This is a genomic window from Collinsella sp. TF09-1AT (genome assembly GCF_003436895.1).
Taxonomy (GTDB): domain Bacteria; phylum Actinomycetota; class Coriobacteriia; order Coriobacteriales; family Coriobacteriaceae; genus Collinsella.
On sequence record NZ_QSRC01000010.1, the window covers coordinates 45,742 to 55,279 of the forward strand.

The following is a 9,538-nucleotide window of genomic DNA, read 5'->3' on the forward strand; positions in this document are numbered from 1 at the left end:
TCGCGGCGTTAGGTACGCCGCATAATTATTGAGGAGGGGTCCCATGGCAGTAGATAACAAGCAGATTGCCACCGATGTCCTCGAGCTCGTGGGCGGTGCGGAGAATGTTACCGTCGCCACCAACTGCATGACGCGCTTGCGTCTGACGCTCAAGGATAACAGCAAGGCCGACGTGGAGAAGATCAAGAAGGTCAAGGGTGTTCTGGGTTGCCAGTTCGCCGGCAGCCAGCTCCAGGTCATCATCGGCCAGAACGTGCCCAAGGTGCTCACCGAGTTCGTCGCCATCTCCGGCGTCAAGCAGGGTGCCGCCGTTGACGAGAATCTCGATGCTCCCAAGGAGAAGTTCGAGCTCAAGAACCTGCCCAACATCATCCTCGACTATCTGTCGGGCTCCATGACCCAGCTGATCCCGCTGCTCATGGCCGGCGGTCTGTTCCGCACCATCGCGGCTGTCCTTGGCCCCACCATGCTGGGCGTTATTTCGGACACGGACCCGACTTATACGTTCCTCTACACCACACTGTATGAGGCCACGTTTACGTTTATCCCGATCTACCTGGGTTATGCTGCGGCTAAGAAGCTCGGCGCCAGCCCCGTTCTCGGCATGCTTCTCGGCGGTGCCCTTATGGCCCCGTCCGTGGTGAGCGTCGCCACCCAGGAGGGCGGCGGAATCATCTCGGTCTACGGCATCCAGATCGCCGCTGCCAACTATCAGCAGTCCGTCCTGCCGATCATCCTTTCGGTGCCGGTCCTCTACTTCATCGAGAAGTTCTTTAAGAAGGTCATGCCCGACGTGCTCTCCACGGTCTTCACGCCGTTCTGCACCATGATCGTCACGATTCCCATCGCTTTTATCGTCCTCGCTCCGATCGGCAACGAGCTCGGCAGCCTCATCGCCAACATTCTTTTCGGGCTTGCTGACCTTGGCGGCGTCGGTATCCTGATCGTGATGGCCATCCTCGGCGCCTTCTGGCAGCTCTTCGTGGTCTGCGGTATGCACATGCCCGTTATCCTGCTCGCTCAGGTGCAGATCATCGCTGCTGGCTACGATCCCTTCGTCTTCGTTTCCACTAACTGCGCTATGGCCGCTGTCTGGGGCTGCGCCTTCGGTGCCTTCCTCAAGATGAAGAACGCTGACGAGAAGAGTCTTGCCCTGGGCTACGTCATCTCCGCCATCGCCGGCGGCGTCACCGAGCCCGCGCTCTTCGGTATCCTCATGCGCTTCCGCCGCACCATGCTCGGCATGTTCATCGGCGGTGCCATCGGCGCTGTGTTCTCGGGCCTCATGGGCGTCACCTATTACCTCGCAGGCGGTGCCTCCAACTTCCTGGTCTTCACCAACTACCTGCAGGGTGGCCAGATGAACACCGTCTGGGCTATCGTCGGTATGGCAATCTCCTTTGCTATTGCCGCTGCCGTCGTCTTTGTCACCGGCTTCTCCAAGGAGGAGCTCGCCGAGATGGAGGCCTAGTCGCCCCGGCCTTGGTCTAAATAAGACCCCCTACACGACAGGCCCCGCTTGGCATAAGCCCGGCGGGGCCTTCCTGTAGACTTTTTAGGAGAGACGTAAGGGCCCTGTGCTTCGCGTGCGTTCAATTTGAGCTGAGCAACTGCAGCCGCAGACCCTACTGTGATAATGCGGCAGGCGACTTCTTTACCTCCCTCCTAGCAAGTCTCCCCAAGAGAAAGGTGCCATATGAGCTTGGGAAAACTGACCGTCAATACCCGTGAGGACGGGTTCCTCTGCGACGGCAAACCATTCTTTTGGTTTGCCGATACGTGCTGGAGTGCCTTTACGAGCATCACCGAGAACGATTGGGACTACTACCTCACCCGCCGTGCCGAGCAGGGTATGAACGTACTGCAGATCAATACCCTTCCGCAGTGGGACCGCTGCCTGCCCGACCTGGGCATTTGGCCCTATGCGAGCGAGGACGGCGTGCACTTTGATTGGAGTGCACCCAACCAGGAGTACTGGGACCGCGCCCGCCGCATGTGCCAGGCAGCCGTGGAGCACGGCATTCGCCCGGCGCTCGTGCTCATGTGGTGCAACTACGTGCCCGGTACCTGGGGCTCCGTGATCGCCGAGCGCCTGGGTGCCGAGGTCATGCCGCGCGAGGAGGTTCGCGCCCACGTTGCCCGCGTCGTCGAGAACCTGGGCGAGTTCGACCCCGTCTACGTGGTGACAGGCGACACCGACTTTAAGACCGACGAGGCTATCGCCTATTACGGGGATGCACTCGACGAGGTCACCAAGCTGGCTCCCGAGTCCTTGCACACCATGCATATCAACCGTGGCAACCGCGCCCTGCCCGAGCAGTTTGCCGATCGCTTGGACTTCTACATGTTCCAGCCCGGCCACAACTATAGCGGTCAGGAGGAAGCTTGGAAGCTGCCCGAGGATTTTCGCGCGCAGTATCCCAAAAAGCCGATGGTCAATTCCGAGCCCTGCTACGAGCAAATGGGCGCGAGCCGCAACGTGTACTGGCGTTTTACCGCGCAGGATTGTCGCGCGAGTGTTTGGTCGAGCATTCTGGCCGGTGCCAGTGCCGGCATTACCTACGGTGCGCACGGCGTGTGGAACTGGCAGACCTCTCAGAGCCGTGGCAGCGTCCTTGGCGAGGGCTTTGACATGCCGTTCCGCTGGCAAGAGTGCCTGCAGTTTGCGGGCGTGTGGGACTTTGGCCTGATCGAGCACGTGCTGCGCGGCCTGGGTGCCACGAGCGCGGATGGGGCGGTAGCTGTTGAACCCGCGCAGGAGCTGCTCGACGATGCACGCGAAGCCATCCGTGTGGCGCGCGTGGGCGAACGCGTGGTGGTCTATCTGCCGAGGACCACGGCCGTCAAGCTCAAGCTCGAGGGCGGCACCACCGCCTGGAATGCTGTGGCGTTTGACCTAGAGAATAAACGCGTGGCCAACCTGCCGGTTATGTCCGTCGACGATGCCGTGCGCGTGGCCCAGCATCCCTTCGAGCACGATGCACTCCTGGTGGTCTCGCCCGCTCAGTAGCGCGCGGTTCCAACGCGACCAGCGGCAAAAGGGCTCGAGTAACGACTACAGAATGAGGGTGGATAATCTCCCGTTTTTGGCCTGTGCGCAGGCTCAAAGTGGGAGATTATCCACCCCCGTCATTTAAGTGTCCAAAAATCCTCTCTCGTTTTATTTGAGCCCGGGCAGCTTGGTAAAGGGGAAGGACTGCTCGAGGAACTCGGAGCAGCGGGCGTAATCTTTGGCAAAGTAGCTGCTGTAGAGCGAATCGAGCACGTATTGCACGGCGATGTGACTGGCAAACTGCGTGATGCGGTGGCTCAGGCTCTCGATATCGCTCACGGTGAGATAGGCGGCAAAGCCGGGGTGAATGCGGGCACAGTATGGCGTGCCGATGACGATGACCGGGACATGTCGACTGCAGAGGATCGGCAAGATCTCCTTGAGGTTGGGGGCAAGGCCGCTGTAGGAGATGACGATTGCCGTATGGTCGGGGCCCGAGGCGAGCGCCGTGCGCACTTGGGCCTCGATATTGTCGTAGCACGTCGAGCTCTTACCGGCGGAAAGCAGGCGATCGCGGAACATTCCCGCCGGATACAGGTTATGTGAGCCCGTGTAGATGTCCACGGTGTCGGCGCGTAAGACGAGCTTGGCGGCGTAGTCGAGCTGTGCCGGGTCGAGGATCTCGCGCGTTTCGGAAAGCGTGGTCTCGTACAGTCGCGCCATGCGCTCGGAGATCTCCTGGGCGCTGGAGGTCGCATCAAAGGGAAAGTTGATATCCACCTCGGGGGCGGAGTCTGCGCGCGAGGCTGCGCGCATCAGCTCGACCTTGAGTTCTTTGAAGCCCTCGAGGCCGAGCTTTTTGCAAAAGCGGTGGATGCTCGCAACGGAGACATTGGCTTGGCGCGCAAATTCCTTAATGGAGAGCCCGCGGACGTCCTCGCCCATGGCAAGAACCGTCTGCCCGAGCTGCTGCTCGGTGGGGGTGAGCTCCTTGCCCTGCGTGATTTTGCGCTTGATGTCCATATGACTCCTATGCGTTCGTATTGCGATGTATCAATCATAGCGGTAAACAAAACGCCCGGCTTGGCTGGGGAGAGCAAGCCGGGCGTCCCGTAAAGGACCGTTACCCGAGCAAGCGGACGGGGCCGAGCAGGCCACTGGGCTCGGAGGGTTCGGTGAGGGCGAAGATGTCGGTGATGGCGTGGTCGAGGGTGTTGATCACATCGATTGTGAGCGCATGCTCGCCGGCGGCAAGGGTGCCGAGCTCAAAGCGGTAGGGCGGACAGATACGGCAGCCCAGATCCGCGCCGTCAAGCGTGACCGTGGCGGTCTCAAAGACCTCGCCCAGGTCGAGCGCGGCGCCGGCGAGGTTCTCAGCAACGGCAAAGCTTGCCTGGTAGCGGAAAGTGCCTGCCTTGCCGGGGAATTCGGCGCAGGAAAGATCGTGCAGGTCGCCAAGCTCGACGGCCTCGCCAAAGACCAGGTGCGTGGCATCGGCGCCGGGCGCGGCAAAGGAGACGTTCCAGGGGCCGTCAACGCGCGTGACCTCACGCTCGGCATCGGAGCCTCCGCGCTCGTCGGCAGCGGGCGCCTCGGTCCCGAGCACCACAATGCAGCTCTCGTAGGGCGCGAGCTCAAGCGTGCCGTCAAAGGCGACGGGTGCGCTGCCGTTGAGCAAATCGAGGCGCACGCCGTGCACGGGCGCGCCGTCAGCGAGCTCAACATGCGTGTGAATGCCCTGCTTGGGATGCTCGTTTACCAGCATGAGGTAGCTCTCGTCGGCGCGGTCGTAGCGAAGCGCGCGCAGCCACGGCTGCGGATCGGTGCACGCCACGGTCTGCATGCCGGCTGCGGCGAGCACGCTCGCAAGCTCAGAAGTGGCAACAACGCGCACGCCTGCAAGCTCGTTGGCCTCCACAGGGGCAAAGCCCGCGCGGCTGGCAGCTTCGCCGTCATAGCGCTTGCTCGGCAGCTTATCCAGGGCATATACGCCAACGCCTGCGGCCGCAGCGCGCGCGGCAAAGTTGAGTACGGCCCCGCCGGCATATTCGGCGCCGGGCATCACCAGGCAGCGGTACGCCTGGCCGTTCACGCTAAAGCCGCTGCCGTCTGCGGCGAACTCCACGACGTAGCGCTCGGTATCTTCAAACGCCTCGGCCGGCACGATATCGAAATCGATCTGCGCACGCACAAGCTCGGCGGCGGAATGCTGCATAAACGAGGCCTCGCCCGCCCACTCGGCGTCGGCGTGGTACAGAAGCGCCACCGGCGTGACGGCTCGTCCACCCGAAAGCAGGCTCGAGGTGCGGTTCATGTAGCTCATGAGCTTGCCAAGGTGCGCAAACTGGGGGTTCTGACCGTGCGCGTAGAAGTGCGGCGGGCAGTCGAAGTCGGGGAAGGCGGCCATGCTAAAGGCGTGCGGCACAAACCAGTTGACGCCGCGCACCATAACGTGGTCGGCGATCCATTTCATCTCGCGCAGGCCCTCGTGCCAGCCAAAAGCGCCAAACACCTCGGCCATGCAGCGGCCCTGCTTTTTGGGGTCGAGATGCGCTGCCGAGGAGCCCAGCTTGGGCAGCGCGTAGTTGTAGAACTCCAGGTCCCACACGCCGCGGCCGTAGGAGTGGGGCCCTTGGTCCATGCCGGGGATGAGCTGGTTGATCACGATGTCCACGCCCGCCATGTCCTGGCCGCCCACGGCGCGGAAGTAGTGGCCGGCGCCCACACCCAGGCGCGCGTGGCAATCCTTGTCTTCGATCACGTGGCCGATATACTGCACGCCGTGCGCGCGGCACCAGTCGCCGAGCTGGTCGCAGAAGCACTCCTTGTAGAGCGTGCTCGCAATGTCCATGTACACGTGGCGCACGTGCGCGCCGGCGTCCTTGCGATCCCACAGATGCGGGAGCTCGTCCAGGTAGCGCTCGCCCAGCGCCGCGCGCAGGCGGCGCTCGAGCTCAGCCGACCAGGGCAGGGGCGCGGTGGCCTTACCGATGAGTGTGTCGGAGATACCATCGGCGCCGGTGACGCCCTTCTCGTTGGCAAAGCCGGGTTCATCGGAGAAAAAGCCCAGGATGGTCTTGCCAAACTCATCGCCCAGATGCGCAAAGTGCGGCTCGTACACGGCATCGATGAGCTGCGCCACCGAGGCACGGTCGACCATGTTGATGTAGTCCTCGTTGTAGGAGGTCTTGCCGCTCGTGAACATCACGCACGCCTGCGTGATGCCGGCGGGCGCGTCAAAGACCAAGCGGCAGGGCGTGCCGTGCTCGTCCTCGATTATGCGGTGCTCGACCTCGATGGTGCGCCCTGCCTGCATAAACGTAACGCCATAGAAGCGCTCCGTCTTGTCGAACATGTTGGTGAGCACGGTGCTCGCCTGCGGCGTGGGGCCCACCACGTCGATGGTGCGGTGGGTGAGAACGACCTTGCGGAGCTCGGGCGCCGCCTCCTTGACGGCGCCGTTGGCGTATCCGGTGGGAAAGTGTGCGTCGTCCAAGATCCAGATCTTGAGGCCCAGCTGCTTACACGTGTCAATCACAAAGCGCAGGTCACGCCACCAGCCCTCACCGCAAAAATCGGGATGCGGGCGACTCTCGAGGCAGACCTCGTGGATATCGGCGCCGGCAATCTTCTCCAGATACTCGGCAATGGTCTGTTGGCTCTCGCCCTTCATCCACAAAAACGGGAGCACGTGGTTGTCGTAGGTACCGTTGAGCACCTGCTGGTAGTACGCGGTCATGGATCCTCCTTGCAAACCGATGGTGGGCAGCGTATGTTGCATGACTCCATTCTGGCGTGCGGGCGGCGGCGTGCTAATATCCAAATCACGGCAGAATATGACCGAATCAACGATTGGCGGGGACATGGAGATCTTGGAGCTCGAGCGCCGGCTGAGCGAGCTGAGCGCCAGCGAGAGACGATATAGGGACGAGGCTCCCTTTGACTGGTCGATCATGACCGAGCGCGTTGAGGTCGATGGACGGTCGGTGCGAAAGATCGGACAGATGGGGGCGGAATATGCTCAGGCCGGAATGCCAGCTGGCCTGATGATTAGGAGAAACTCGCGCTTTAACGCGGTACCCGAGCATGTGCACGACTACGTTGAGATCAGCTATGTGTACCGGGGGCGCTGTCCGCAGACGGTTGCGGGGGAGGAACTCGTGCTCGAGCGCAACGAGGTGCTGCTGCTCGATGCCGCCTGCCCGCATGCCGTGGCGGCGCTTGGTGAGGACGACATCATGCTGAGCATGACCGTTTCACGCTCTTTTTTGCGCCGGAGCCTCGAGTCGAGCCTCTCGCGCGAGAGCGCGGTCTCGCGGTTTTTGTTCAACGCGCTCAACAGCGAGACGGACCATCGGGGCCATGTCCGTTTTCATTGCGGCGAGAGCCGTCGGATTCGGCGCTACATGCAGGAGACGCTCTGTGAGCTGTACGACCCGAGCCCTAATGGTCCCGAGATCGTCCTGCGTCTGTTTCAGCTGTTTTTGGCCGAGCTCATGGACTGCTACGAGCGCGAGCTGGTGCGCGGCGCGGCGGACGGCGCGGCGGGGCCCACTGCCCTGGTGACGGGAATGCTCGGCTATATCGATCGCGAATTCGCTGCATGCTCCCTCGAGGGGATGGCGGCGGAGTTTGGCTTGAGCCCTAATTATGCGACGGCGCTCCTCAAGCGGCATGTGGGCAAGACCTTTAGGCAGCTTGTGCAGGAGCGACGCCTGGTACGTGCGGCCGAGCTTCTGCGCGGCGGCGCAACGGCCGGGGCGGCTGCGCATGCGGTGGGCTATGAAAACATGAGCTTCTTCTACCGTAAGTTTCACGACAAGTATGGCTGCACCCCCGCGGCATACCGCCGGTAAGCGCGGGGCGGATCGTCTTCGCTCCTTCGGTGTCAAAAAGTTTCAGCTGCAGCGCTGTTGCAGCGCGCGTCTGCGAAAAGAAGTGTCCAAATCGGCGCCTTCGCCCTGGCCTGGAGCGACTCGGCGGCATACTCGTTTCATCAGCAACACGCATGAGCGAGGAGGCACTTATGGGATTCCCCGAGGGTTTCTATTGGGGCGGCGCCACGGCCGCCAATCAGTTTGAGGGCGCTTGGAACGTGGACGGCCGCGGTCCTTCCGTCGACGACCATTTCTTGGGCGGCAGCTACAAGGAGCCGCGTCAGATTACGATCGACATCGACCCCAACCGCTTCTACCCCAACCATGACGGCATCGATTTCTACCATCACTACGAGGAGGACATCGCGCTGTTCGCCGAGATGGGCTTCAACATGTTCCGCATGTCCATCTCCTGGAGCCGCATCTTTCCCAACGGCGACGACGCCGAGCCCAACGAGGCCGGCCTCGCCTTCTACGATCGCGTCTTCGACTGCCTGCGCGCTCACAATATCGAGCCGCTCGTGACCCTGTCGCACTACGAGATGCCTTATCACCTGGTCGAGAAGTACAACGGCTGGGCGAGCCGCGAGCTCATCGGCTTTTTTGAGAAGTACTGCCAGACCGTCTTCGACCGCTACCAGGACAAGGTCAAGTTTTGGCTCACCTTCAACGAGATCAACTGCGGTACTCAGGACATGGGCAACCTCTTTGAGACCAGCATGATTCAGGGCTTTGAGGGTCCGGCTTCGGCGGTCCATACTACGCCGCAGGCTCGTATGCAGGCGCTGCATCACCAGTTTGTCGCCAGCGGCCGCGTCGTGCGCTATGCCCACGAGCATTATCCGCAGTTTAAGATGGGCAACATGGACTGCTTCATCCTCTCCTATGCCGCCACGTGCGATCCGGCCGACGTGTTCGCCACGCAGCAGGAGATGAATACCATGAACTGGTACTGCTCCGACGTGCAGGTGCGCGGTAAGTACCCGTTCTATGCCAAGCGCTTCTGGGCCGAGAACGATGTTGAGCTCGTGATGGAGGACGGCGACCTGCAGGATATCGCCGACGGCAAGGTCGATTTCTACACCTTTAGCTACTACATGTCCGGCACCGTGGGCACCCACAAGGACCACGAGATGACCGAGGGCAACATGACCTTTGGCGGCAAGAACCCCTATCTGGAGTCCACCGACTGGGGCTGGCAGATCGATCCGCTGGGCCTGCGCATCGCCCTCAACGAGATTTACGCTCGCTACGAGATTCCGCTGATGGTGGTCGAGAACGGCATGGGCGCCTACGACGAGGTCGAGGAGGACGGCTCCATCCACGACCCGTACCGCATCGACTACCTGCGCAGCCACGTCAAGGCCATGGGCGAGGCCATTGCCGACGGCGTCGACCTGATCGCCTACACCTGGTGGGGCCCCATCGACCTGGTTTCCGCCGGCACGGGCGAGATGCGCAAGCGCTACGGCTTTATCCACGTCGATAAGTACGACGACGGCACCGGTACCTACGAGCGCCGCCGCAAGGACAGCTTCTACGCCTACCAGAAGATCATCAAGTCCAACGGTACCGAGGGCCTGGCTTAATCGACAAGATGAGTGCCACCGTGGAAAAGCCTCGGGATGGGGTTGATTTCCGATCTCAGCCGAACACATTGAGCAAATAG

General features: G+C 61.9%; 6 protein-coding genes. 4 read left to right on the forward strand and 2 right to left on the reverse strand.

Annotated elements, in window-relative coordinates:
* Window positions 1-43 precede the first annotated feature (43 nt).
* Both DXC90_RS08885 and DXC90_RS08890 read left to right on the forward strand, forming a co-directional pair.
* Window positions 44-1,471 (forward strand): PTS transporter subunit EIIC, encoded by a 1,428-nt coding sequence (locus tag DXC90_RS08885; RefSeq protein WP_117735661.1) that lies wholly within the window; start codon window positions 44-46, stop codon window positions 1,469-1,471.
* A gap of 225 nt (window positions 1,472-1,696) precedes the next feature.
* Window positions 1,697-3,010: a DUF4038 domain-containing protein gene (locus tag DXC90_RS08890; RefSeq protein ID WP_117735662.1), complete on the forward strand. Its 1,314-nt coding sequence runs from the start codon at window positions 1,697-1,699 to the stop codon at window positions 3,008-3,010.
* 150 nt (window positions 3,011-3,160) lie between these two features.
* Here DXC90_RS08890 and DXC90_RS08895 read toward each other — a convergent pair whose 3' ends face one another.
* The gene (locus DXC90_RS08895) at window positions 3,161-4,015 is read right to left on the reverse strand and encodes a MurR/RpiR family transcriptional regulator (RefSeq protein WP_117735663.1); all 855 of its coding nucleotides are present in this window, start codon (window positions 4,013-4,015) and stop codon (window positions 3,161-3,163) included.
* Between the two features lie 100 nt (window positions 4,016-4,115).
* Window positions 4,116-6,731 (reverse strand): glycosyl hydrolase, encoded by a 2,616-nt coding sequence (locus DXC90_RS08900; RefSeq protein WP_158550259.1) that lies wholly within the window; start codon window positions 6,729-6,731, stop codon window positions 4,116-4,118.
* Between the two features lie 97 nt (window positions 6,732-6,828).
* On the opposite strand from DXC90_RS08900, the gene DXC90_RS09465 reads away from it, so the two are divergent.
* Both DXC90_RS09465 and DXC90_RS08915 read left to right on the forward strand, forming a co-directional pair.
* On the forward strand, window positions 6,829-7,848 hold the full coding sequence (locus DXC90_RS09465; protein WP_158550260.1) for a helix-turn-helix domain-containing protein: 1,020 nt from the start codon (window positions 6,829-6,831) through the stop codon (window positions 7,846-7,848).
* A 170-nt stretch (window positions 7,849-8,018) separates the two neighbouring features.
* Window positions 8,019-9,458, forward strand: a complete 1,440-nt coding sequence (locus DXC90_RS08915) for a glycoside hydrolase family 1 protein (protein ID WP_117735666.1) — start codon at window positions 8,019-8,021, stop codon at window positions 9,456-9,458.
* Window positions 9,459-9,538: the final 80 nt, after the last annotated feature.

What these genes read in the sequence shown, in the direction of transcription:
- DXC90_RS08885 (WP_117735661.1), top strand. Translation starts at nt 44, where the DNA reads ATGGCAGTAGATAACAAGCAGATTGCCACCGATGTCCTCGAGCTCGTG.
- DXC90_RS08895 (WP_117735663.1), bottom strand. Translation starts at nt 4,015, where the DNA reads ATGGACATCAAGCGCAAAATCACGCAGGGCAAGGAGCTCACCCCCACC.
- DXC90_RS08890 (WP_117735662.1), top strand. Translation starts at nt 1,697, where the DNA reads ATGAGCTTGGGAAAACTGACCGTCAATACCCGTGAGGACGGGTTCCTC.
- DXC90_RS08915 (WP_117735666.1), top strand. Translation starts at nt 8,019, where the DNA reads ATGGGATTCCCCGAGGGTTTCTATTGGGGCGGCGCCACGGCCGCCAAT.
- DXC90_RS09465 (WP_158550260.1), top strand. Translation starts at nt 6,829, where the DNA reads ATGACCGAATCAACGATTGGCGGGGACATGGAGATCTTGGAGCTCGAG.
- DXC90_RS08900 (WP_158550259.1), bottom strand. Translation starts at nt 6,731, where the DNA reads ATGACCGCGTACTACCAGCAGGTGCTCAACGGTACCTACGACAACCAC.